This is a genomic window from Oculatella sp. LEGE 06141, from assembly GCF_015207605.1.
Lineage (GTDB): Bacteria > Cyanobacteriota > Cyanobacteriia > Elainellales > Elainellaceae > Oculatella.
In genome coordinates, this window is record NZ_JADEWO010000052.1 from 20389 (window position 1) to 44305 (window position 23917).

Sequence of the window (23917 nt, forward strand, 5' to 3'; positions counted from 1 at the left end):
TTGGATGATGCTTTAGTTTCCTTCTCCAGACTGCAAAATCTGTTGCCAGCCTTCAATTTGGAGTTGCGCCTGGTCATAAACGTCGGTGCGTGGCGGAATGGTATTAGCGGTGGCGATCGCTCCTTGCAGGTCAAAACTGGCCTGACTTTGGGCAAATCGCAGAATCTCCTGGCTCCAAACGTTAATCATTTGATCGGCTTCAGCTCGATTGGGGCTACTGGCGGGCACCCGTTGTGCCAGTTGAATCGCGGATAACAGCGTTCTGGGGGAACCGACCCCTGCTCTCTGATACGCTTCCTGTAAAAATTGTTGCCCTTGTAGTTGGTTGCGCCAGGAGTCAACGTCGGTTTGTGCTTCGTCTGACAGGGCACGACCAGAGCCAATTTGTTCGGCTGTGGCGATCGCACTCGCTAAATCGCCAACATTGGCAAACTGTCTGGCCCGCTCCAGCACGGGCTGATCTTGAGTCCGCTGAATTCGAGCCGTCCAATCGCGAATCAGCCGCCGCGCCTCCCCATGCAGCGCTCGCCCTTCCCGAATGCGGCTGGCCTGGTCGATCGCCGCTTGCAAGGCAGCCACATCACCACCCAGGGCTAAATTTTCTGCCTGATCCAGGTAGGGGCGGTCTTCAATCGTTTCAATTTCGGTCGTCCATCGGCCAATATCGGCGCGGGCTTCATCGGCACGAGGATTACCGGGGGGAATTAATCTAGCTTCTGCAATGGCAGCGGCTAAGTCGTCCACCGATCCCACCTGTGCTAACTGCCGTGCGGTTTGCAGATGACCCACATCTTGAATTTCTAGCTGCCAACGGCTAACCAGGGCTTGCGCCTTGCTGTACAGCGGTCGATTGGATCGGATGCGTTGTGCCTGTACGATCGCCGACTCCAAATCAGCAACATTGCCGCCCCAAGACTGCGATTGTGCCTGCGCCAGGGTATTAAAGTCTTGAACCTCTGCTTGCAGGTTTGCCTGCCTGGGAATTTGGCGGGTGATGTTGATGGCTTCTTGATAGGCGCGGCGATCGAGAGCCGACTCTGCCAGATTGAGCATCGTTTGCCCAATTTCTCGAATCAGCTTTTGGGCGGTGCTGTAGGCATAGCTATTTTCCCCAATCTTGTCGATCAAGCCGACGGCCTCTAGCAAGTTAGCCAATCCTCCCTGTTCTATCAGGGTTCTAGCTCTGCCAAGCTTGCCAGCATCTTGACGAGCTACGGTAATGTTGTTGTTGAGTTCTTGATACTTGGTGGTTTCCCAATAGGTATTGCCTACATCCAGAAGACGTACTGCAATCCGAAATGCCTGGGGAAAATCTTGCTCTCGTAACGCGTCTTCGGCTTCTTGATAAATCGACTCGGCTTCACCCCAAATCGTCTGCCAGTTCTGAATTTTGTCTTTTACCAGCTTGTAAGCAGGGGTGTCTGAGGGAATACGTCTGGCCGTTTGAATAGCCTCTTCCAAGTCGCCCTGGTTGAACGTCTGGTCGCCCAGGTCTAGAATCGCCATCGACCAGTCTGCAATGTTGCGGTTCACCTCGGCTCGCAGCGGGTGATCGTCCGGTAGGCTATCAACCAGAGCGATCGCGGCCAGTAAATCGGTTGTGGTTTGTTTATTAGCGGCAACTTGAGCGCAGTATAGCCGCAGTGAAGCAGAAGCCGTCGGCCAAAAAATAGAAGGGCAGTTGGGCAACGACGGCAGTTTGAACAACAGTGCCAGTGATGTACCGCCAACCCCCACACAAACCAGGACTGAGGCGATCGCCCAAAACTTCCAGCTTTTAGGAACGCGAAGATTGCCCAAAGACCCTTTTAGGGAGCTAACGCTCAGCCGCATCGGGCGCGATTTCTCTCTGCGAGGGCGTTTTGGCTGGTGGGTTGGCAGCACGGACGGAAGTTTGTGGGGCGGAGTGGCAGCGGTTGGCGGCGGTGCAGGTCGCGCGGATGGGCGATTGGCAATGGGGCGATCGGCAGGTGTCCTGGGGAGGGAAGGGCGTTGCTGCGCTCTAGGCGGTCTTGGCTGTCTCGGTTTTTTTGGAACTCGACTCACCTTCCGTGGATCGGGAGGACGATTCGGCATTTCCCAGTCTTTAGTCATACCTACTCCACAACAACCGTGCGGCAGTTCAGTTTATGCGTTCAGGAACTGAACTGCTTTCTTGCCCAATGCAACGCCAAACGCCGAAATTTCTTAAGATGCACGATGCGATAGTTGCCATCCTACCCTTCAATTTTCCAAAACGCCATATCACGGCGGAGAACGGGGTTGGGCAAGTACGAGAACAAGCAGGTGGCGATTCGATCGCAATACTCACCCTGTTGCTTGTCCGTTACTACTGACTGGCTTCCGTTTGCAGTTCCGAGATGAGCTGCTCTAGCTCGCTGCTATTCGCTTGGTACACCTCTCCACAAAAGTGGCAGGTCGCTTCGGCACCGTCGTCTTTTTCGATCATATCTTGCAGTTCGTCTTCACCCAGCAGTTTGAGTGCCCCCAGGACGCGATCGAACGAGCAACCACAATGAAACTGAAGAAGCTGCCGCTCTGGCAAAACCTCTAAGCCCATATCGCCCATCAGTTCTTCAAACATTTGGGGCAGGGTTTTTCCGGCCTGTAGGAGTGGCGTAAACCCAGACAACGCCGCCACGCGCGATTCCAGGGTTTGTACGAGCGCTTCATCCCTGGCTGCTTTGGGCATCACTTGCAGCAATAACCCTCCCGATGCCGTTACCCCTTGGGCTCCAACAAACACCCCCAGCACCAACGCCGATGGCGTTTGCTCCGATTGAACCAGGTAATTGGTAATGTCTTCGCCAATTTCACCCGTCACGAGTTCGGTGGTGCTGGAATAAGGATAGCCATAGCCAACATCGCGCACCACGTAGAGATACCCTTGCTGCCCAACGGCACCGCCCACATCCAGCTTGCCCTTGGGGTTGGGTGGTAGTTCGATGGATGGGTTATCGACATAGCCCCGCACCGTTCCATCTAAACCAGCGTCTACCATCAGACCACCCAGTGGCCCGTTTCCCCTGATCCGAATGTTGACCCGCGATTCTGCCCGCTTCATGCTAGACGCTAATAGTAGACCGGCGGACATAGTGCGCCCCAGTGCCGCTGTCGCCACGTAGGAGAGGCTGTGCCGTTGCCTTGCCTCTTCGGCCAGACGCGTAGTGATGACCCCTACGGCTCGAATTCCCCCGTCTGCTGCTGTTGCCCGAACTAATTGATCTGCCATGAAACCCTATACAGTTCTTAACACTCGTTATGGTTCTATTCTAGGCGGTCGTCTTTTGCTTCAGGTGCCGGAGTAAAGATGCGATCGAGTTCACGATTGCCCCATTACGAACCGCCAAGTCCGTCACACCAACGGCTGTTTTGGCACGCTGAGACTGATTTAATCATGATTTAATTCGGCACCTATTTTTTCCAGTTCTGCTTACGTGGCTGAACCGTCGTTCCCTTTAAACCATCATCTAACAGAGATTTGGTAGTAAGTTTGTAATACAGCCGCAACGAATTGTCACCCTGCTCTTTGATAAAATCATCCCGTGACCTGGATCACTATTCGCACAACTGGCACCCGGTGGGAAGCTGAATTAATGCAGCAAATTCTCACAGCCCAAGACATTCCAGCTCGCGTTGTCAACCAGGGCATTGCGCCACATTTTGGTTGCAGTACCCCCGCTGCACTACAGGTTCGTCTGCAAGATCAGTGGACGGCGCTATTTTTGTTAAGTCCAGTTGAAGACCATTCAGCCGAGGCTTCAGAATATTGATTAGCCAATGAATGACAGACAGACTGATGACAGTTAAAGGCAGTTAAACGCATGGTGTCATGGTTTGGGTCATTGCGGTTTGAGCAGGCACGATTCACGATCGATGCGGTTTAATGCACATTTTGTTGTTCAGCGTCTCTGTTACCCCAACCTTAAATAGTTACTAGAAATGTCTTTATTTGACTGGTTTGCAAATCGAAGAAAATCAGGGCCGATTAGCAAAGAGCGACAGGAGCGCGAGATTGCGGATGGACTGTGGAGCAAATGCCCGTCGTGTAGCGTCATGGCCTACACCAAAGATTTACAGGCAAATCAAATGGTTTGTTTGGAGTGTGGGCATCACATTCGGATTTACAGTAACGAACGAGTGCAGCAGCTCGTGGATGCTGGCACGTGGAAGCCGCTGGACGAAAATCTGCGCCCAATGGACCCACTGAAGTTTCGCGATCGCAAATCCTACGCCGATCGCCTGCGGGAAATGCAGGATAAAACAGGGTTGGTGGATGCCGTTTTGACCGGGATAGGGCAGCTAGAGGGACTGCCGATCGCCCTTGGCGTGATGGACTTTCGCTTCATGGGCGGCAGCATGGGGTCGGTGGTGGGTGAAAAGCTAACTCGACTAATTGAGCGAGCCACACGGGAACGGCTTCCAGTCATTATTGTCTGCGCGTCGGGCGGAGCCAGAATGCAAGAAGGATTACTGAGCCTGATGCAAATGGCAAAAATTTCGGGAGCGCTAGAACGCCATCGAGAGGCGAAGCTGCTGTATGTTCCTGTTTTGACGCATCCCACCACGGGTGGCGTTATTGCCAGTTTTGCCATGCTAGGCGATATTATCCTGGCAGAGCCTCAGGCAACCGTTGGGTTTGCGGGTCGGCGGGTGGTTGAACAAACCCTGCGCGAAAAGCTCCCCGATGACTTCCAAACGTCTGAGTACATGCTTAAGCATGGGTTTGTCGATGCGGTGATTCCGCGCCCACAGTTGAAGAAAACGCTGGCACAGTTGATTCAACTGCATCAACCCTACAATCATGCGCCTTCTCATTTTGTACATGTGCCCGATGCGTTGCCGCTGCAAACGATGAGTCCAGACTAAGGATTTAGCAACGAACGTCAATACTTTATCTTCAGGTAGGTGGGCACTGCCCACCTACTGCTGCGATCGCCCGAAAGGCAGGGCGGCAACACCGCCCTAACTAGACTGAGCGCCTGACTTACCGATAGCTTGTGGTCGCCGCCAACCGTTATACACTTGCCAATTCTGGATGCTCGATCCGAGTTCCTAACACGTTAAGAAACTCTGCTAACCAGCGAGGGTGAGCAGGCCATGCTGGAGCGGTCACCAGATTGCCATCCACGATCGCTTCATCCACTGCAATATCGGCATAGTGCCCACCGGCACGAGTGACATCTGGCCCACACGCCGGGTAAGCAGAACAACGCTTGCCGTTGAGTACTTCGGCAGCGGCTAGCAGTTGTGCCCCGTGGCAGATAGCTGCGATCGGCTTGTTGGCATGGGCAAAGTGCTGTACCGCTTTAATCACGTCAGGGTTGAGGCGGATGTATTCAGGCGCACGTCCCCCCGGAATCACCAGGGCATCGTACGCGTCTGGGTCAACGTCATCGAATGTAGCGTTTAGCGTAAAGTTGTGCCCTGGCTTTTCGCTGTAGGTCTGGTCGCCCTCAAAATCGTGAATGGCGGTTCGTACTGTTTCACCCGCCTTCTTATTGGGACAAACGGCATGAACCGTGTGCCCCACCATCTGTAGTGCCTGGAAGGGAACCATGACCTCATAATCTTCAACGAAATCGCCGACGAGCATTAAAATCGTTTTTCCAGCCATGTGTTGTTAACTCCTAATCGTATTGGTGAGCAGCCATTGATTGACTGGGATGTAGCGGTTTGAATCTCACTCGATCACTATCTATTGTTTCAAAAATTACAGCCATTGGGTCTTCTGGCAAAACAATGTAATTTTGAGCTGGCCGCATCAAACTTGCTCTGTATTGTGGAGTTTTCTAAACCTATCTGCCGTTGGAGCCAATGGGTTGTTGAGATTGCTCAACGGTGTGCGCGTCTCTGAACTTGCTTCACAAACCTGTATAGCACAAGCGGTTGAGCCAACGACGAACCGGGCGATCGCCCCAGTAATCGCCGTGTCTGTTCGGGAAACCGTACTGAAAGGAGAGGCGCAACCAGTTGCAGTTCCCTCTGTCGTTCGGTACATTAGCACTCAGGAGTCGAGAGTGCTAACTCAAGCTCTGGTTCGTGTAATACTCTACAGGTCGTAGATGTTGACCAGTTCCAGAAGGGGCTGGGTTTCTGCTGGTTACTCAACCCAATCACATCTCAATTTGTCTCATCTAAAAGTCTGGAGAATTTTGTATGGCAGCTGTATCTCTGAGCGTTTCCACTGTTAAACCTCTAGGAGATCGCGTTTTTGTTAAGGTGAGCGCCTCTGAAGAGAAGACCGCTGGTGGTATCCTTTTGCCCGACACCGCTAAGGAAAAGCCCCAGGTTGGTGAAATTGTTGCAGTTGGTCCTGGCAAGCGCGACGACAATGGTTCTCGCCAAGAGCTAGAGGTCAAAATCGGAGACAAGGTTCTTTACTCTAAGTACGCCGGAACTGACATCAAATTGGGTACGGATGAGTACGTTCTGTTGTCTGAAAAAGACATTTTGGCGATCGTTGCCTAGATTGTCCTGTGTTCTGGCTCTAAGCATGGCTGTTGAGTCATCGCTAAGGGCAGCAACTCCATCCATTGTAAGTTTTGAAGTTTGAGTTCTCAACATTCAAAACGATACCGTCCACTTCTCACTCACTTGAAGTCGCAGATTTCTTACACCTATGGCTAAGCGCATCATTTATAACGAAAACGCTCGTCGCGCCCTGGAACGGGGTATCGATATTCTGGCAGAAGCCGTTGCAGTTACTCTTGGCCCCAAGGGTCGTAACGTGGTTCTAGAGAAAAAATTTGGCGCACCCCAAATTGTGAACGATGGGGTCACGATCGCCAAAGAGATTGAACTAGAAGACCATGTCGAAAATACAGGCGTGTCGCTGATTCGTCAGGCAGCCTCCAAAACCAACGACGCAGCAGGAGACGGTACCACCACTGCAACCGTTCTGGCTCACGCGATGGTGAAAGAAGGTCTACGCAACGTTGCCGCTGGTGCGAATGCGATCTCGCTGAAGCGTGGAGTTGACAAGGCAACGGCGTTCCTGGTTGACAAAATTGCTGAGCACGCTCGCCCGGTAGAAGATTCAAGAGCGATCGCGCAGGTTGGTTCTATCTCTGCGGGTAACGACGAAGAAGTCGGTCAGATGATTGCCGAAGCAATGGAGAAAGTAGGCCGCGAAGGCGTTATTTCTCTGGAAGAAGGCAAGTCCATGACCACCGAACTGGAAGTCACCGAAGGGATGCGCTTCGATAAGGGCTACATCTCTCCCTACTTCGCAACCGACACCGAGCGGATGGAAGCGATTTTGGAAGAGCCATTCATCCTGATCACCGACAAGAAAATCACTCTGGTGCAGGATTTGGTGCCCGTGCTAGAGCAGGTGGCTCGTTCTGGCAAGCCATTATTGATTTTGGCCGAAGACATCGAGAAGGAAGCGCTGGCTACTCTGGTGGTTAACCGTTTACGCGGTGTGCTGAACGTGGCAGCGGTTAAGGCTCCTGGGTTTGGCGATCGCCGTAAAGCCATGCTCGAAGACATCGCGGTGCTAACGGGTGGTCAAGTAATCACCGAAGACGCAGGTTTAAAGCTCGATAACGTCAAGCTTGAGTCGCTGGGTCGCGCTCGTCGCCTCACCATCACCAAAGACACCACCACGATTGTGGCAGAAGGTAACGAAGCCGCTGTTAAAGCACGGTGCGAGCAGATTCGTCGCCAAATGGAAGAAACCGAGTCTTCCTACGACAAAGAAAAGCTGCAAGAGCGCCTGGCTAAGCTCTCTGGTGGTGTTGCGGTGGTTAAAGTTGGCGCTGCAACCGAAACTGAAATGAAGGATCGGAAGCTGCGGTTAGAAGATGCAATCAACGCCACCAAAGCGGCCGTTGAAGAAGGCATCGTTCCTGGCGGTGGCACAACCCTGGCGCACCTGTCTCCCCAACTAGAAGATTGGGCTAAGAGCAGCCTGAAGAACGAAGAGTTGACGGGTGCTTTGATTGTGGCTCGTGCCCTGGCTGCTCCCCTGAAGCGGATTGCTGAGAACGCAGGCCAAAATGGTGCTGTGATCTCCGAGCGTGTTAAAGAGAAAGACTTCAACGTTGGCTACAACGCCGCCACCGATGAGTTTGTTGACATGTTCGAGGCTGGAATTGTTGACCCTGCTAAAGTAACCCGCTCTGCGCTGCAAAACGCAGCCTCTATTGCGGGTATGGTTCTAACCACCGAGTGCATTGTGGTTGACAAGCCAGAGCCTAAGGACAGCGCTCCTGCTGGTGCTGGTGCTGGCATGGGCGGCGACTTCGACTACTAAGTTTAGTCGTAATGATTAGTCGTTTGGAGTCAAACGGCTCTGTCACACGCTAGAAAATAGGGTAAGCCGCTCTCCTGGGAGGGCGGCTTTGTTGCTAGCAATAAAGTGATTCAACCGGCAAAACTCTATTAGTCTTTACATACAAAATGCTTAGCATCTGCTACCGTGTAGGGAGTTTTGGCTTGGAGTTTTTGCTGTAGCCAACCGATGCATAACCAACCTATGTGTAGCGAACCAGCACAGTATGAGACATTGATCTTTAAGTTGTATGACTCAGGCAGGATGAGAAGGAAAAACATCCATGAGTGATACTACGGCATTCCTCAGCGGATGTGCCATTACGGGCATTGTGGCGGTGTTGTTGCTGGGTGGGGGGTTCGCTGTTGATGGATACAGGCGATCGCCTCCGCCTCAATCGATGCCGACAGTGCCCGACTTGCCGCCTGTACCCGTACCACCCAGTCCCAACTTTGATCAACCAACTGTTCAAGAACGAGCCTTAGAGCGGGAGTTGGAGCAGCAAAGAGACGAAGCTGAACGGCTGAAGAATCAAATCGAGAAACAGCAGAATGACATTCAAGGGCTAACCACACAGATTCAAGAGCAGCAACGTTTAATTCATGAAATGTCGGCGCAGGTAGATGTGATGTCGCAGCGGAGCCGCATAGCTCCTGCGGTAGAGCAGCCCGACCGATTTCAAACAGTGACGCTGATTGCAGTAGGCGTTACGCTGCTAGTCGTTCTGCTGGGTGGTGGCATTATTTTGGTGGCGGTCATTGTTTTACTGGTGCAGGCACAATCGCAACGTCGCCCATCGCGCAGTATGCCGCCGATTATTCATCACATTCAAACGCCCTACGGTTTCCCCAATCAAGAGTTTTTGCCACCGTCGATCCGCACTCCCAGGCGAACGCGGCAAATTGACTACGAAGAATAGCTGATACGAAGAATAACTGAATTGCCGAACTTCCTTCCCTGGTTCGATTCTGCATAGGCATGTCAACGCTACGGTATGACATGGCGGATCGGGTTTAATGTTGTGACCGAGGGCATATCTGAGCGGCTGTTTGGCAGGTAGTCTGTGGTGTATGCAGGCACCTGCCGATCTCCTTGACCTCCTATTGAAGGCAGTTCAGGCCGAGCTAAGTGACATTGGCTGGCGACAAAGACCTCTCAAATCTTCCTTTTACCTCCGACGTTTAAACCTGTCCCCATCCGGTAACGCACCGTGGTTTGAGGCTAATTCTCGATCCTGCCTCGCTGTGCTATGCCGATCGTTGTTGTGAGATATGAACCTATGCGACAGTTTGTGAGATTAATGCGGCGATCGCTTCGCCCTCTAGTGTTGGGTAGTGCTGTACTGGTATTGCTGATGTCGGTACAAGCTGTTACGCCTGCCCAGCAGCCCACCCCAGCTCAAACGACCCCTCTGGCTCAAACGACTGCTCCCAGTGCAGAACTCAGCGCGGCTCCGGCTGAATTGCCTCCCCTTCCTTACCCCTATGACGCATTAGAGCCGACCATCGACGCGCAAACAATGCAACTGCACCATGATGAGCACCATGCCACCTATGTTGAAAACTTCAATGAGGCTCTAGCCGACTATCCTGATTTACAAAGCAGAAGCGTTGAAGATTTGCTGCGAAACCTGGACGATTTGCCAGACGATATTCAAACCAAGGTTCGCAATAATGGAGGCGGCCACGTTAACCACGCCATGTTCTGGGAAATTATGAGTCCTGATGGTGGTGGTGAGCCAACGGGTGCCCTTGCTGCACAAATTAACCAGACCTTTGGAAGCTTTTCTGAGTTTCAATCAGCATTTGAGCAAGCTGGAGCCGATCGGTTTGGCAGCGGTTGGGTGTGGCTGATCGTAAATAACAGCGGCACACTCGAAATTGTGAGTACCGCCAACCAGGACACCCCACTAATGTTAGGGTTTTATCCCATCATGGGTAACGATGTGTGGGAACACGCCTATTATCTCAACTATCAAAACCGCAGAGCAGAATATTTGAGCGCCTGGTGGAATGTGGTCAACTGGCCTGAAATCAGCAACCGCTTTGAACAAGCCAGTCAGGACCGCTAACGCTGGCACTGGCGCATAAGCCAAGCAGAGGCTCTGGAAAATTTGGCGGTTATCAGAGCCTCTCTAGCTGCATTACTAGCTATAATTGCCAGGCTGTATTAGAAAAATGCCTGCTTGACGATTAAGGAGAATAATCAGTAATGCTCTGGTTATATTAGATGAGCTAATTTCACAAAACTTTATTCTGTTTATCAGGTATCTTATACTACGCAGAGTATGGCTAATTAAGGAGCTTGAATGCATGTCGGAGGCACAGAAGCCCCTGACAGTACCAAAGGAGTTGTTGGGTCCGCCAGGTGATTTTAATCCCACCCTGTTGATGTTTTTGGCATCAGTGGTGTTAGCGATCTTGTCAACCTTAGGCTACTGGCGCTGGCACTGGGTGGATTGGTGTTGCTTCATGATCAACGTTATCGCTCTGCACATGGTGGGAACGGTCATTCACGATGCGTCCCATAATGTTGCTCATCGCGATCGCCTCGTCAACGCTATCCTGGGGCATGGCAGCGCTTTAATGTTGGGCTTTTCCTTTCCGGTATTTACGCGGGTGCATATGCAACATCACGCTAACGTGAACGACCCGCAAAACGATCCTGACCATTTTGTTTCAACGGGTGGGCCGCTATGGCTTATTGCTGCTCGGTTTTTCTATCACGAAATTTTCTTCTTTAAGCGTCAGTTGTGGCGCAAGTACGAATTGCTGGAATGGCTTCTCGCCCGGTTGGCGGTCGCTTCGATTGTGATTGTGGCGCTCCACTACGGTTTTATTGGCTATCTTTTTAACTTCTGGTTTTCTCCGGCTCTGGTGGTGGGTTTGGCCTTGGGTTTATTTTTTGACTACTTGCCCCACCGTCCATTCAAAGAGCGCGATCGCTGGAAGAATGCCAGAGTTTATCCCAGCCCCATTTTGAACTGGATGATTATGGGACAAAACTATCATCTGATTCATCACCTATGGCCGTCGATTCCCTGGTATAACTACCAAACGGCGTATCGGGCAACTCGCCCCTTACTCGATGAAAAGGGATGCCACCAAACGCTGGGGCTGCTTCAAGGCAAAGACTTCTTTAGCTTTGTTTATGATGTGTTTCTGGGAATTCGACTGCATCGACATCCTGCACAGCCAAGGGGTTCAGACAAGCTCAATCTCTAGCTGCGATCGCCAACTTCACACACTACAGCGCAAAGCCTCCAACCGTGAGGCTTTGTCGCTCAAGTCATTCTCTAAGCTGTGTCGAGCAGGATGCCAGGAAGCCAATGAATTGAAGCGTTGTTTCCCTTAATACTGCCACCTTGAGGGGGTAGCTTCAGAGAACTGTCGGCCAAACTGCTCTCGCGTCATCTGCCCACGGGAGAGGGGGGCATAACCGTCCAACGGATCTGGAGCGGGAGGAGAGGCAGACGCCTCAACTGGCAAAACATGGCGCACCCAATGCACCACTTCGTCGAAGTCGATTGGCTTACGGATGAGTCCGTTTGCGCCGCAGTCCAATGCGTCTTCAGGACTGGGTTGCGTGTATCCGGTAACGAGAATGATAGGGATAGGTGGCAGATCCGGATTCTGCCGGATGCGTTGAGTGACTTCATAGCCGCTCATCTCCGGCATCATTACATCTAGCAAAATGAGGTCGGGTGGGTTTTCTTCTACTTTTGCCAGGGCAGCAGAACCGCTGTCGGCAACGTCCACCTGATATCCCATCTCCTCTAATAGGGTTTGTAGCAGAAATGAATTGTCGATCAGGTCATCGACGACTAATATGCGATCGCTCGCACGATTTGATGCAGGATGAGAAACGTTCATCGCTCGATGGAGATGGTTGAACTCGGGTAGTTCTATCGTCTCTTTGCTACTAGAAAAACAGCATCAACCCGAAGAGACATTTTAGACACCTTTGCGGCTTTCCCTCTATACTGGTGGCGCTTCTAAGGATGGTTTAAAGGTGCTGGATGCAACTCGAACGGCTCCCCAATCTACCTGGTGGGGCGAATGGGTCAAATGCATCGCTGGTTCAGGCAACCTCTGGGAGACTCTGAAAAATCGGCTCGGAGGTTCATAAGGTTGAGGGTGTAGCACTTGCGGCAAGCCAGGAGAGGCGGTTCGAGTGACATATCTGCTACCTGTTAAACCATTCTCTTCACGAGACGACTCCGAGCAGCACCTCATTTCAGTGGTGCAAGCAGGCCAACTTTACTGCCGTTTTGCTACGTGTCTAGAATTAGTGCACCCCAAGGCGCTTGACGGCAAATTCGACAGTGTCCTCACATACCACTGGAGCAACTTTAGCTATAGATTTGATAGTCTAGCCTTAATCCGTTGTGGAAGATGAGAAGCGTGGACATTCAAATTGGCAGGGGCAAGTCTGCCCGTAGAGCGTACGGAATTGATGAAATAGCACTCGTTCCTGGTCAGCGGACTCTAGATCCGAGCCTGGCGGATACGCGCTGGCGCATTGGTGGAGTGGAGCGTGACATCCCCATTATTGCCAGCGCAATGGATGGAGTGGTTGATGTACGGATGGCGGTAGCGCTCTCGCAACTGGGCGCAATGGGCGTGCTGAACCTGGAAGGCATTCAGACTCGCTATGACGACCCTGAGCCTGTGCTCGATCGCATCGCATCAGTGGATAAAACAGAGTTTGTGCCGCTCATGCAGGAGCTGTATGCGGAGCCCATTAAACCCGAGTTGATTGAACGACGCGTTCGGGAGATTAAAGAGCAAGGCGGCATTGCAGCGGTTAGCGCAACACCTGCTGGCGCAACTAAATATGGTTCTGTGGTAGCCAAAGCTGGGGCAGATTTGTTCTTTGTACAAGCGACCGTTGTTTCAACAGCACACCTGTCGCCTGAATCAGTAACACCACTTGATCTAGCCGAATTCTGTCAATCGATGCCCATTCCAGTGGTGTTAGGAAATTGTGTGACCTATGAAGTGGCGCTCAACCTGATGAAAGCTGGAGCCGCAGCCGTCCTGGTGGGCATTGGGCCAGGGGCAGCCTGTACTTCCAGGGGAGTGCTGGGTGTGGGCTTACCACAGGCAACGGCGGTGGCGGATTGCGCCGCTGCCCGCGAAGATTACTACCGCGAAACGGGCAATTATGTTCCAGTCATTGCTGATGGTGGATTAATTACAGGTGGCGATATTTGTAAATGCATTGCCTGTGGTGCAGACGGGGTGATGATTGGTTCGCCGTTTGCCAGAGCAAAGGAAGCGCCCGGTCGAGGGTTTCATTGGGGAATGGCGACCCCCAGTCCGGTGTTGCCGCGCGGCACTCGGATTCGGGTTGGCACGACAGGCACGCTAGAACAAATTCTACGCGGCCCCGCTCAGTTAGATGATGGCACTCACAATTTCTTAGGCGCGTTGAAGACCAGCATGGGAACCCTCGGTGCTAAAGATATTCGCGAGATGCAGCAAGTTGAGGTAGTGATTGCACCATCGCTGTTAACTGAGGGTAAGGTGTACCAGAAAGCGCAGCAGTTAGGGATGGGTAAGTAAGTTACAGGAGCAGTTGGGCGATCGCGTCACCTGAGCAGCATTGCGAACCAACGTGATCCCCAACTCTCGACTGTCGCCTCACCCAGTGGCGATCGCTCCCTGTAAGCGTGTCCATTTGCATTTATAGCACCCAAATTAACTACACCATTAACTACACCTGGTTTGTGTTGGCCTGTTGACACGATCTCAGCCCTGGGATCGTTGTTGCAGGCTTTGTCTTTCTGCCTATAAAGAGAGTGAAGATGCAAAGAACCGCATCGAGTCAGATTGAGCTGATTCGTCACAATTCGATTTCCTCTTAGTCATGGTGTGCTGGGTAATGCAGGCAATCTGCGGTGTACAGGTATAATTACCTTTTTGGGGCGCTTCTCAAGGCATGGATTTGTTAGAGTATCAGGCAAAACAACTTTTTAGTCAGACGGGCATTCCGGTTTTGCCCTCTCAATGTATTGACCATCCCAAGGATCTTAAAGATCTGAAGATTCCTTACCCGGTTGTCTTGAAGTCACAGGTGTTGACGGGCGGGCGCGGTAAAGCGGGTGGCATCAAATTTGTGGAGAACACTATTGATGCCGTGGCAGCCGCCCAGACTATTTTTCATCTGCCCATTATGGGTAAGTATCCCGAAGTGTTGCTGGCGGAAGCTAAGTATGATGCCGAGCAAGAGTTTTATCTGGCTGTAGCACTCGATCGCTCGGCGCGTTGCCCTGTTTTGTTAGGCTCGCAACGGGGCGGTATTGAAATTGAGTCTAACCTGAAGCATTTGCATCAGGTGGCGGTTGATCAGGAGTTCTCGCTGTTTTACGCTCGGCGGTTAGCGCTGAAGATGGGGCTAAAGGGGATGCTGATCCAGACCGTTAGCTCCATGATTGAGAAAATGTATCGGCTGTTTATCCAGAAAGATCTGGATTTAGTTGAAATCAATCCGCTGGCGGTTAGCTTCAGTGGCGAACTGATGGCGTTAGACGGTAAGGTGACGGCCAATGATGATGCGTTGGGTCGCCATGCCGACCTAGCCGATTTGGTAACCAAGATTCCTACCCATTCCCCCGACAGCGAAACTCAGCCGTCATTTCCTGGTATGGAACTGGTTGAACTCGACGGTACGATTGCCATTTTGGGCAATGGTGCCGGGTTAACCATGACCACAATTGACCTGGTGAAGGCGGCTGGCGGTAAACCGGGGCTTTTCTTAAATGTCTGCGGCGAAAATCGTCATGACTGCCCGCCAACTCTGATGCAAGAGCGAATTGAGTATGGCCTGGATCGGGTGAGCCAGTCGCGGGATGTGAAGGTTGTTTTGGTCAACCTGTGGTGTAATGTGATTGCCTGCGATGAAGTGGCGACAACGATTGCCAGCTACTTTGAACGGCGATCGCAACACAATTCTCTGCCTCGCTATGTCATCAGGCTATTGGGCAGGGAGTTGGAATCAGCCCGGGAGATTTTGACCGCAGTAGAGATTTTTGTCACTGACGATTTAGATACGGCCATTGACCAGGCTGTTTCAACGGCTTCCTCCAAACGCTAAACGTTGATGGTTATTTGAGATGCGGTTCACCGTCTTTTCTTCGATTGATATGACTCGCATAGGACTTGCAATAGGCTGAATCTTAGATGAACTTTACCTCAGACAGCAAAATATTAGTGCAGGGGATAGTGGAACCGTTAGGGGCGCTGTTTGCTCCGCTAATGCAGTCCTACGGTACCCAGGTTGTGGCGGGTGTTAGCCCTGGACACGGCGGGCAAAAGCATCAGGGCATTGCCGTTTTTGACATGGTAGAGCAGGCGCTCTCCAAGACGGGAACGGTGGATGCAACCGTCATTTTTGTTGACCCCTATGAAGTGCTGGATGCGGCACTAGAGGCGATCGCGGCTGGCATCCGGCACATTGTGATTATTACAGCGGGTGTGCCGCCTATGGATATGGTTCATCTGGTTCGCAAGGCCGAGGCCACTGAAACGCTGCTAGTGGGGCCAAATTCACCGGGCATCATTGTGCCGGGGCAGATTCTATTGGGCATTCATCCGGCTGAGTTTTATACTCCCGGTTCCATTGGTCTAATTAGCCGTAGCGGTACGCTGACCTACGAAATTGCCAGAGAGTTAACCCGTGCCGGGTTCGGGCAGTCGATTGGGGTAGGCATTGGTGGCGATCGCATCGTCGGGTCGTCGTTCCAACAGTGGCTCCAAATTTTGGATGAGGATGAGCCAACAGAAGCGATCGTTCTGGTTGGTGAAATTGGTGGCGATAGCGAAGAGGTGGCAGCTCACTACATTGCAGAGGCGATCGATAAACCCGTGGTTGCGTATATTGCGGGTCGCACGGCTCCAAAAGGGCAGATCATGGGTCACGCCGGAGCTATCATTGCCTCGCAAATTGCCGGACTTGGAGCCGACATTGGCACAGCAGAAAGCAAAATGGCTGCATTCAAACAGGCCAAAATTCCTGTAGCAAAACGTCCATCTGATATTCCTGACCTGATTAAGAAGGCGCTTCAACCGAGCAAGCGCAAGTCGCAGAGTGGAAGTAGAGCCAGCAAGGAAAAAGAATGAGGTGCCAGAAATCTAGAGCAGATAGGTAATTGATGGATTGCACCTCAGCAAGCGACTGGTATGACTGGCTATCCTCTCGATCTTCAGTCTGTTTCCGGTTCCTGGTGGTAACGGAGGTGAGATTGCAGCAGACCAATGACGAGTTCAGGGGTTTCCAGGTGCGGCAGCACGCCTGAGTTGGGAATCGTATGAAAGGCTTTGATCGGTCGTGGATTGAGTTTGCTCAGCCGTTGCCCGGTTTTGAGCGTACTAAACCAGGCTTTGTCGCCCCACAGCATCACAGTGGGCACGGTTAGTGTTTCCATATACAGCGCCAGGTCAAAGCAGAGATTGCCTTTGAGTGAGGCCAGTGCGGCATATTCGGCGTTGAGCTGTTGGGCTGAGGCGACATAGGCCGCAACCATCTCGTCGGTAATGCGCGATCGCTCGGCAAACAAAAACTGTTGCAAGAAGCTGCGTACTGCCGTTTCGTTGGCGGCTCCGGCACCGTATAGCAGGCGATCGAGTCCGGGAATTCCGGCAAGCTGAGCGGCAATGCCCCGGCTATAATCTGAACCAAAGTCACCATATCCCGAAGGACAAACCAAATATAACTGTTGAAACAGATCGGGGCGCTGAGTGGCTAAGCGAAGCGTAATTCCGGCTGTCAGGGAAGATGCAACCACGGTAGCGGGTTTGCTGCCTGTGCCTTCGATTAGTTCTGTCAACATCAGCAGATAATCGTCGATCTGGTAGTCGCGCACCGGATGGGTAGACTGCCCCCAACCAATCAAATCAGGCGCAATCACCCGGAAGGCTGGGGCAAAGGCAGGATACACCTTCGACCATTCGTAGGCAGAAGAGCCTCCACCTAAACTGTGTAAAAAAATGAGCGGTGGATATGGCTCTTGTTCGTTTCCGGTACGCCAGGGGGCTGAGGTTGGCGTGTAATAAGCCATCACTCCCAGGGATGTGCGGATGACGTGTTGCCCAAAACCGGGCGGCTGAAATTGCAACATAATCAATCGTTTGCTTCAAGCAAATCACGCAATTCATGTCTAGTGTCCGGTGACTATTCAATTCTGGCAGTTTTCCTGCATCTACATTGGACTGAAACAGCGGCACGAACGGAATGCTAAAACAAAAGAGGACTGGCAGTGATACCTGTCCTCTTGATGAACTCAATTTTAGATCGAGCTGGGGATCTAATTAATGGCGCGGCCCAAACCCGATCGCTCCAGCATAGGCCGCTTGCTCGCCCAGTTCGGCCTCAATTCGCAACAGGCGGTTATATTTGGCAACCCGTTCACTACGGCACAGCGATCCGGTTTTAATTTGTCCAGCGCGGGTTGCTACGGCTAAATCGGCGATCGTGGTATCTTCCGTTTCACCAGAACGGTGGCTAATGATCGAGCTATAGCCCTTGCGATTCGCCAGATCAATGGTTTCTAGCGTTTCGGTCAACGAGCCGATCTGGTTGAGCTTGATCAAGATTGAGTTTCCAGCAGCTTGCTCAATTCCTTGTTGCAACCGGGTGAGATTGGTAACAAACAGGTCATCTCCAACCAGTTGAACCGTTTTTCCTAGCTTTTGGGTCAAGAGCTGCCAATTTTGCCAGTCGTCTTCGTGCAGTCCGTCTTCAATGGAAATGATCGGATACTGGCTCACCAGATTGGCAAGATAGTCAATCATCTCGCTGGGCGCATGGGCAGAGCCATCATAAACATACTGTCCGTCTTTGTAAAATTCGGAAGCGGCCACGTCTAGCGCTAGCGCTACCTGCTCTCCGGGCTGGTACCCGGCTTGCTCGATCGCCGTAATCAGCAGATCGAGTGCGGCCTGGTTCGACTCCAAATTAGGCGCAAATCCACCTTCATCCCCCACCCCGGTCAGCAGGTTTTTGCTGTGCAGCACTTTGCTTAAGCTGGCAAAAACTTCGGCTCCCCAGCGCAACGCTTCGCTAAAGGTTGGGGCACCGATGGGTACAATCATGAATTCTTGAATGTCCACATTGTTGTCGGCATGGGCACCCCCATTGATGACGTTCATCAACGGTACGGGGAGCAAATTGGCAAGTGGGCCTCCCAGGTAGCGATACAGCGGTAAATCGAGCGACGTGGCCGCTGCTTTTGCCGTGGCGAGTGAGACAGCCAGAATCGCGTTTGCACCCAGATTGGATTTGTTGGACGATCCGTCCAAGTCAATCATGGTGCGATCGATCAGGGTTTGATTCAGGGCATCTAGCCCCAGCAGTTCGGTGAGAATTTTCTCCTCAACATTGGTTACAGCCTGAAGCACGCCTTTGCCGCTATAGCGACTGTTATCTCCGTCTCGCAGCTCATGGGCTTCAAAGGTGCCCGTTGAAGCCCCGCTAGGAACCTGGGCTAATCCGACGGCACCATTGGCCAAAAACACTTCGGCTTCAATCGTAGGGCGACCCCGTGAATCCAGAATTTCTCTGGCTTGGATATGCTCAATTGAAGTATCCAGTGTGTCCAATATCAATTGACTGTCCCCCTCTTGTTAGAAATTGCACAGGCTTGATCCTACACGTTAGAGCACCCCTGCCAGACGGTTTCTCTGCTCGGTTTCTTGGCCTTTTGTTTAGCGTCGCTGTTGCGTTGAAGCCGGAAACCTAAGGAGTGAAACGATGGTGGAGTAGCCACCTCGTTTCTCCTGGCTAACCGATGTGACAAACGGCTGACTTAAGCGTGGTTCATCTGGCTCATGAGTCAAACGATATCCAGAATGTCTTCGGGATCAAGCCAGATGAAAGGGGCTGGTGTCTCGTCTGAACGGATCTGTTTCAGAATAGAAGAGGATACTGAGGAAAGCTGACAATTAGGAGTCAATTTATGCGATTGCTACACACCATGCTGCGCGTCGGCAACCTGGATGAGTCGCTCAAGTTTTATTGCGAGTTGCTCGGCATGAAGCTGCTGCGCCAGAAAGATTATCCAGGTGGGAAGTTTACGCTAGCCTTTGTCGGCTATGGGGACGAGTCTGACCATACCGCACTGGAATTGACCTACAACTGGGATCAAGATAGCTATACGCTGGGCGATGCTTATGGGCACATTGCGATCGGCGTTGATGATATTTATCAAACCTGTGAAATGATTCGCAGCCGGGGCGGTAAGGTGGTGCGTGAACCCGGCCCGATGAAACATGGTTCTACTGTAATTGCCTTTGTTGAAGATCCCAATGGTTACAAAGTTGAGCTAATTCAGCTTGGCACGCAGGGAACTACCACCATGTCTCAGGAGGCCACCCCCGCCGCCGCTCACTAACCCTACCTGAGGACAAATACAAAAAGCAGGCGATCGCGCCAGCCAACTTAATTCATGCTGGAATAAAGCGCGATCGCCTGTTCGGTCGTTAGCGGAATTGAAGGATCGAAGCCAGAGATGAATCGCGACTATTCTTTCTCTAGCAAATTGGTGAGCCTGTCTTGAAGATCTGACATTTGTTTGCTTTCCCGTGGAACCGCTAACAGCTTAATCTCAATTTCAGCAATGTTATTGATGCGAGTGGTTTTCTCCCAAACCCGATGTTCGCTCTCGGTTTCGTGTTCATAGCGGAAGGTAACGGTTTTGGCAGTCACGTCCAAAATCTCAGCATTTTTGACCCAACCGTTGCTGCTCTTAATAAAGAGCCAAACGTTAGACTGACCGACTAGCTCCTTAAGCTTCTCTTTCATAGGGGGGGTGAGTTGGCGTAATTTGGGCATCTACCTAAAGATAGAATTCCCAATTAATAGATTAACCAATCAGTATCCTTTACTTAGGGCAAGTTGGCAAGATCTATTGTCATCCCCCTTAAGATAGGAATGAGGCAAAATGAAGGTGTGGTGCCTGCTTCAACTCCTCAGGAGGATAAAGGATAGAAACCAAAGTAAGGCTTGCTTCGATTAATAGGGGTTCAGTCGCAGGAGCGGCAAGTGGGTAGAAATGACTGACCATCGCACTGACGAGCCAAGAGACGGTGATTTATCGGAGCCAATTCCGCAGGACGTAAACCCGAACAACGGTACCTCGCCTCAGCAGTCACGACGCGCACGCCTGATTATGAATCCGGTGTCGGGTGATGATGAGCCTAACCCGATGAAGCTGCCAGACATTTTAGCAGCGCTAGAAGCAGAAGGTATTCGAGCCGATCTGGCCTTTACTAAACCAGACGAATCCCCAGCACTAATTGCTCAGCAAGCCATCAGCGAAGGCTATGACCTGGTAGTGGTTGGCGGTGGCGATGGCACTGTGAGTGAAGTGGCCAAAGGGTTGATTGATGCTCCTATTCCGCTAGGCATTATCCCAATTGGTACCTACAACAATATTGCCCACAGTTTGAACCTGCCGATGGAGTTGGCATCGGCATGTCGAGTGTTGGCGCATGGTCAAACGAGACAGATTGATGTGGGACAAGCTAACGGCGATCGCTACTTTTTTGAGGCAGCCGGGATTGGGCTGGATGCCGCTTTGTTTCCCTTAGGTGAAGAAATTAAGGGTGGCCGCTGGGGGCGAATGCTGCAAGCGGCTCGTTTGGCCTGGGGCTATCAACCCCAATGGCTGTGCCTTCACCTGGATCGATCGTTGTCTGATGCTCGCCAACGACCTTTTAAGCCGCGCCGCTTTTTACGGCGACGGGTAGTATCGACTCGGCGCGAATTTTGCCTGCCTGCGCTGCTGGTCGTGGTGGCTAACGGGCCGTATTACGGTACGGGTTTTACAGTAGCTCCAGAGGCGATCATAGATGACGGATTACTCACTGTTAGCGTGTTTCGTGGATTTAGCAAGTGGGAACTGGTGCGTCATTTTTGGTCTATCAGCAAAGGTCAGTATCATTACAATCCCAAGATTGAAACCTATTCTGTGGCAGAAGTGCGGCTGACTTCGCCAGCAAGGCTGCCCGTTCACGTTGATGGTCATCCTCTGGGCGAAGTGCCAGTGACGCTAAAGGTGATGAAGCAGGCGCTACGTGTGGTGGTGCCCACAGAGAACATGCCCACCTACGAGCGGCAAGCAGACCCAAACCCGCCTGTTGCTTTGCCTGCCCCTAAGAGGAGACTTTAAAGATTTAATTAGTAGCCCGTCCCCTTTAGGGATGTGGCACCCCTGGCGGAAAGCTGGAAACGGGGGGTTCTGGATCTATTTCCAGAGCCATCTGCTGAATGCTGTGCCCCTATACACAGACATTAATTCGTTTCAAAAATTCGTTTCCAACACACTGCAAGGCAAGTGGATTAGGCAGGGAATCGGGTGTCAAAAAACGACCGTCCTGAATGGGTTGGCTTTAACTCATGCTGGCGTTGAGATACCACAGTAATTCTATCGGTTTAACGTAGTATTTTTTCCGATTCTATTGTAGTTTTGGAAGAAGGGCGTTGTCTGTGGTCAAGGGAATGGTTTAAAGGCGCTGATTGTTACCAGAACTGACCCTTCTGGCGTGCCGCAGACGCTAAGCTCCCATTCTGGGTAGAAAGGTTAGAGCTATCAGAAAGATTTGACCGGGTTGCCAGCTTTTTCTTTAAAACATCGGTAAATCGATCAAGATAGTGTATTTTAAACTTATTAAAGATTGCAGTCCAACGCTGGTGCCCCCCGATTTATCGGGATTCCTAATTTGCATTCATTTAGAGGACTTACACTGTGGGAATTCAGGTTGAGAATGTATCGAAACAGTTTGGCAGTTTCAAGGCTGTTGAGGATGTCAATTTAGAAATTGAAACAGGCTCTCTTGTTGCGCTATTGGGCCCGTCTGGTTCGGGTAAATCGACCCTGTTACGGCTAATTGCAGGTTTGGAAGCGCCTGATCGCGGCAGAATCTACATGACTGGACGTGATGTGACCGAGCAAAGCGTCCAGAATCGGCAGGTTGGGTTTGTGTTTCAGCATTATGCGCTGTTTAAACACCTCACCATTCGCAAAAATATTGCTTTTGGTTTGGAGATTCAAAAGTACCCTAAAAACCGGGTGAAGAATCGGGTGGATGAACTGTTGGAATTGGTTCAGTTGCATGGGCTGGGCGATCGCTACCCCTCTCAACTGTCGGGTGGGCAACGGCAACGGGTCGCGTTAGCACGGGCACTTGCGGTTGAACCCAGCGTATTGTTATTGGATGAGCCGTTTGGGGCACTAGATGCCAAGGTGCGGAAAGACCTGCGGAGCTGGTTGCGTCGCCTACACGATGAGGTACATGTCACAACGGTTTTTGTGACGCACGACCAGGAAGAAGCAATGGAAATTTCCGATAATATTGTTGTGATGAATAAAGGGGCGATCGAGCAAATTGGCAGTCCGGCTGAAATTTATGACCAACCTGCCAGCCCATTTGTTATGAGCTTTATTGGGCCAGTGAACATCCTGCCGGGTACGGCTCAAATCTTTCGCAGCAGCCACCGATCTGAACAGTCGCAGATGTTTCTTCGTCCCCATGATGTGTTGATTGAGACTACTTCTGACAAAGATACGGCACCCGCCATCGTTAGCCGTTTGATTCATCTTGGGCGAGAGATTCAAACGGAACTGACGCTAGAAGATGGACAGGTTGTGAATGCGTATTTAACGCGAGAACAATACAATCGCTTAAATTTGAAACCGAATCAACGAGTTTTTGTGAAACCTAAAGCAGCCAAGTCGTTTGAGTTGCAGAAGGTTTAGCGATTCTTTAATCGTCCGTTAACTACCCTCTTAGCGTTATCCTCCAGTCTGGTATGCCATTTGCGTCAGGAGGATGACGTTTGCGTTGTGTGAGTTCTGTCGGTAAGCTGGGTTGAATCGTCGCGTTGGTTGGTGCAGGTTAACTGAGGCGTTTGGGGCGATCGCCCCAACGAACCTACTTCGCTAGAAGGACTGACATCCTCCCATCGCCGCTCTTCGAGACGGCGTGGGGTTCCTCTTTCATCCAGCCGACTTGTCCAAATCAATTGCTTGACTTAGATAGTGGTCGTTCTGTCCAGAGGCTTCAATTCCGACATGCCCTGCCGTACTCAAACCAGCCAATCTCAGTCCCTTCTCCAAAATGTTCCACGCTGCATTCTCGTCTCTGCATCGCACAGAGCCGCAGTGGGGACACACATGAGTTCGGGTACTGAGCGTTTTTTGAACTGGCTGTTTGCAATCAAAGCAACCAATCGTGGTGTTCTGGGGTGGAACAGGTTGCTGCACTTTGCCGAAGATTTGGGCGTAGTATTTCACCCAATCCACAAACAAACTCCAGGCTGCATCGCTAATCGATTTAGCCAGATGGTGATTACGAACCATGTTCCGCACCTGCAAGTTTTCGTAGGCAATCAAGTCGCTAGACATCACCAACGCACGGGCTTGTTTTACAGCCCAGTCTTTACGCTGCCGACTGACTTTCAGGTGTTGTCGCCCCAGGCGATTAATCGCTTTTCTGCGATGCTTGGAACCTTTTTGCTTCTTGGACACTCGACGCTGCAACCGTTTCAGTTTGCGCTCCGATTTCCTCAAGAACTTGGGATTTTCTACTTCAGTGCCGTCTGTCGCCTTGTAGAAATACTTCAGTCCCAGATCAATGC

General features: G+C 51.6%; 23 protein-coding genes. 14 read left to right on the forward strand and 9 right to left on the reverse strand.

Features of this window, described 5'->3' with window-relative positions; all coding sequences use genetic code 11:
- Positions 1-12: 12 nt before the first annotated feature.
- Both IQ268_RS25115 and hslO read right to left on the reverse strand, forming a co-directional pair.
- Positions 13-2094, reverse strand: coding sequence for a chromosome segregation ATPase (locus tag IQ268_RS25115; protein WP_193884990.1), 2082 nt, complete (start codon positions 2092-2094; stop codon positions 13-15).
- 235 nt (positions 2095-2329) lie between these two features.
- Positions 2330-3232, reverse strand: coding sequence for an Hsp33 family molecular chaperone HslO (hslO, locus tag IQ268_RS25120; RefSeq protein ID WP_193884992.1), 903 nt, complete (start codon positions 3230-3232; stop codon positions 2330-2332).
- A gap of 313 nt (positions 3233-3545) precedes the next feature.
- Between hslO and IQ268_RS25125 the strand changes: the two genes are divergently transcribed.
- A complete protein-coding gene (locus IQ268_RS25125) occupies positions 3546-3773 on the forward strand; it encodes a hypothetical protein (RefSeq protein ID WP_193884994.1) in 228 nt (75 codons plus the stop codon).
- A gap of 169 nt (positions 3774-3942) precedes the next feature.
- A complete protein-coding gene (gene accD, locus IQ268_RS25130; RefSeq protein ID WP_193884996.1) occupies positions 3943-4869 on the forward strand; it encodes an acetyl-CoA carboxylase, carboxyltransferase subunit beta in 927 nt (308 codons plus the stop codon).
- A gap of 148 nt (positions 4870-5017) precedes the next feature.
- On the opposite strand, the gene IQ268_RS25135 is transcribed toward accD, so the two are convergent.
- The gene (locus tag IQ268_RS25135; protein ID WP_193884998.1) at positions 5018-5617 is read right to left on the reverse strand and encodes a DJ-1/PfpI family protein; all 600 of its coding nucleotides are present in this window, start codon (positions 5615-5617) and stop codon (positions 5018-5020) included.
- Between the two features lie 163 nt (positions 5618-5780).
- Here IQ268_RS25135 and IQ268_RS25140 point away from each other — a divergent pair, with 163 nt between their 5' ends.
- The 6 genes from IQ268_RS25140 to crtR all read left to right on the forward strand — a co-directional run bounded on the left by IQ268_RS25140 (position 5781) and on the right by crtR (position 11502).
- Entirely contained in the window at positions 5781-6065 is a 285-nt protein-coding gene (locus tag IQ268_RS25140; RefSeq protein WP_193885000.1) for a hypothetical protein, read from the forward strand.
- Between the two features lie 94 nt (positions 6066-6159).
- Positions 6160-6471 carry a co-chaperone GroES gene (groES, locus tag IQ268_RS25145; RefSeq protein ID WP_193885002.1) on the forward strand — a complete coding sequence of 104 codons (312 nt, stop codon included), beginning with the start codon at positions 6160-6162 and terminating at the stop codon, positions 6469-6471.
- A 151-nt stretch (positions 6472-6622) separates the two neighbouring features.
- Positions 6623-8260, forward strand: a complete 1638-nt coding sequence (gene groL, locus IQ268_RS25150) for a chaperonin GroEL (protein ID WP_193885004.1) — start codon at positions 6623-6625, stop codon at positions 8258-8260.
- A gap of 301 nt (positions 8261-8561) precedes the next feature.
- Positions 8562-9197, forward strand: a complete 636-nt coding sequence (locus IQ268_RS25155; RefSeq protein ID WP_193885006.1) for a hypothetical protein — start codon at positions 8562-8564, stop codon at positions 9195-9197.
- 360 nt (positions 9198-9557) lie between these two features.
- On the forward strand, positions 9558-10349 hold the full coding sequence (locus tag IQ268_RS25160) for a Fe-Mn family superoxide dismutase (RefSeq protein ID WP_370584701.1): 792 nt from the start codon (positions 9558-9560) through the stop codon (positions 10347-10349).
- Positions 10350-10590: 241 nt separating this feature from the next.
- The gene (crtR, locus tag IQ268_RS25165; RefSeq protein ID WP_193885007.1) at positions 10591-11502 is read left to right on the forward strand and encodes a beta-carotene hydroxylase; all 912 of its coding nucleotides are present in this window, start codon (positions 10591-10593) and stop codon (positions 11500-11502) included.
- A 126-nt stretch (positions 11503-11628) separates the two neighbouring features.
- On the opposite strand, the gene IQ268_RS25170 is transcribed toward crtR, so the two are convergent.
- The gene (locus IQ268_RS25170; protein ID WP_193885008.1) at positions 11629-12150 is read right to left on the reverse strand and encodes a response regulator; all 522 of its coding nucleotides are present in this window, start codon (positions 12148-12150) and stop codon (positions 11629-11631) included.
- 531 nt (positions 12151-12681) lie between these two features.
- Here IQ268_RS25170 and IQ268_RS25175 point away from each other — a divergent pair.
- The 3 genes from IQ268_RS25175 (at position 12682) to IQ268_RS25185 (ending at position 16401) form a co-directional block, all read left to right on the forward strand.
- Positions 12682-13845, forward strand: a complete 1164-nt coding sequence (locus IQ268_RS25175; protein WP_193885009.1) for a GuaB3 family IMP dehydrogenase-related protein — start codon at positions 12682-12684, stop codon at positions 13843-13845.
- Between the two features lie 376 nt (positions 13846-14221).
- Positions 14222-15376 carry a succinate--CoA ligase subunit beta gene (locus tag IQ268_RS25180; protein WP_193885010.1) on the forward strand — a complete coding sequence of 385 codons (1155 nt, stop codon included), beginning with the start codon at positions 14222-14224 and terminating at the stop codon, positions 15374-15376.
- 86 nt (positions 15377-15462) lie between these two features.
- Complete coding sequence (locus IQ268_RS25185) at positions 15463-16401, forward strand: CoA-binding protein (protein WP_193885011.1); 939 nt, start codon at positions 15463-15465, stop codon at positions 16399-16401.
- Positions 16402-16484: 83 nt separating this feature from the next.
- Here IQ268_RS25185 and IQ268_RS25190 read toward each other — a convergent pair whose 3' ends face one another.
- Together IQ268_RS25190 and eno are read right to left on the reverse strand one after the other, a co-directional pair.
- On the reverse strand, positions 16485-17399 hold the full coding sequence (locus tag IQ268_RS25190) for an alpha/beta fold hydrolase (protein WP_193885013.1): 915 nt from the start codon (positions 17397-17399) through the stop codon (positions 16485-16487).
- A gap of 190 nt (positions 17400-17589) precedes the next feature.
- Positions 17590-18882, reverse strand: a complete 1293-nt coding sequence (gene eno, locus IQ268_RS25195) for a phosphopyruvate hydratase (protein ID WP_193885027.1) — start codon at positions 18880-18882, stop codon at positions 17590-17592.
- Positions 18883-19235: 353 nt separating this feature from the next.
- Here eno and gloA point away from each other — a divergent pair, with 353 nt between their 5' ends.
- Positions 19236-19670 carry a lactoylglutathione lyase gene (gloA, locus tag IQ268_RS25200; RefSeq protein WP_193885015.1) on the forward strand — a complete coding sequence of 145 codons (435 nt, stop codon included), beginning with the start codon at positions 19236-19238 and terminating at the stop codon, positions 19668-19670.
- Between the two features lie 128 nt (positions 19671-19798).
- On the opposite strand, the gene IQ268_RS25205 is transcribed toward gloA, so the two are convergent.
- The gene (locus tag IQ268_RS25205; protein WP_193885017.1) at positions 19799-20080 is read right to left on the reverse strand and encodes a DUF6679 family protein; all 282 of its coding nucleotides are present in this window, start codon (positions 20078-20080) and stop codon (positions 19799-19801) included.
- A 250-nt stretch (positions 20081-20330) separates the two neighbouring features.
- On the opposite strand from IQ268_RS25205, the gene IQ268_RS25210 reads away from it, so the two are divergent.
- Both IQ268_RS25210 and IQ268_RS25215 read left to right on the forward strand, forming a co-directional pair.
- The gene (locus IQ268_RS25210; protein ID WP_228035705.1) at positions 20331-21449 is read left to right on the forward strand and encodes a diacylglycerol kinase family protein; all 1119 of its coding nucleotides are present in this window, start codon (positions 20331-20333) and stop codon (positions 21447-21449) included.
- Between the two features lie 576 nt (positions 21450-22025).
- Positions 22026-23036 carry a sulfate/molybdate ABC transporter ATP-binding protein gene (locus IQ268_RS25215; RefSeq protein WP_193885019.1) on the forward strand — a complete coding sequence of 337 codons (1011 nt, stop codon included), beginning with the start codon at positions 22026-22028 and terminating at the stop codon, positions 23034-23036.
- 65 nt (positions 23037-23101) lie between these two features.
- On the opposite strand, the gene IQ268_RS25220 is transcribed toward IQ268_RS25215, so the two are convergent.
- Both IQ268_RS25220 and IQ268_RS25225 read right to left on the reverse strand, forming a co-directional pair.
- Entirely contained in the window at positions 23102-23302 is a 201-nt protein-coding gene (locus IQ268_RS25220; RefSeq protein WP_193885021.1) for a hypothetical protein, read from the reverse strand.
- On the reverse strand, positions 23277-23917 hold a 641-nt coding region (locus IQ268_RS25225; protein WP_193885023.1), incomplete at its 5' end, for an RNA-guided endonuclease TnpB family protein. The genes IQ268_RS25220 and IQ268_RS25225, both read right to left, overlap by 26 nt.